This is a genomic window from Micromonospora sp. DSM 43699, assembly GCF_055517075.1.
The window spans coordinates 1-422 of record NZ_JBTMMT010000245.1 but is presented as its reverse complement, the minus strand read 5'-3'; the positions used below and the strand labels follow the sequence as shown (position 1 = coordinate 422).

Sequence of the window (422 nt, the reverse complement as noted above, 5' to 3'; positions counted from 1 at the left end):
GTTCGGCAGGCGGGTCACCCAGTTGTCCGGCACCAGTTTGCCGTTGTCCGCCAGGGCGTTGATGTCGGTGGCCATGTTCATGGTGATGACGTCAGCCGGCAGGCCATCGATCACGGAACGGGCCTGTTTGCTGGAGCCGCCGAAGGACATTTGCAGGGTCAGTTTGTCGTTGGGGTGCTCGGCTTCCCAGTGTTTCTGGAAGGCGGCGTTGTAGTCCTTGTAGAAATCGCGCATTACGTCATACGAGACGTTGAGCAGTGTGACGGGGGCGGCCTGAACGGCGCCCGCCAGGGCTAGGCCGGCGGCCAGGAGAGACGCGCTAACAAGTTTTTTCACTGCTCATTCCTTGTTGTTCGAGAAGGTTGTTGATTGAGTGAGGGCAATTTGCCAGCGACTATAGCCGGGCTTGCATAGACGTTTAA

Annotated in this window: 1 protein-coding gene; it reads right to left on the bottom strand. The window is 58.3% G+C overall.

What is annotated here, in order from left to right; translation table 11 throughout:
* Positions 1 to 336: substrate-binding domain-containing protein (locus tag AC0AIB_RS31470; protein ID WP_465098124.1), on the bottom strand; the 336-nt coding region annotated here is incomplete at its 3' end.
* Positions 337 to 422: the final 86 nt, after the last annotated feature.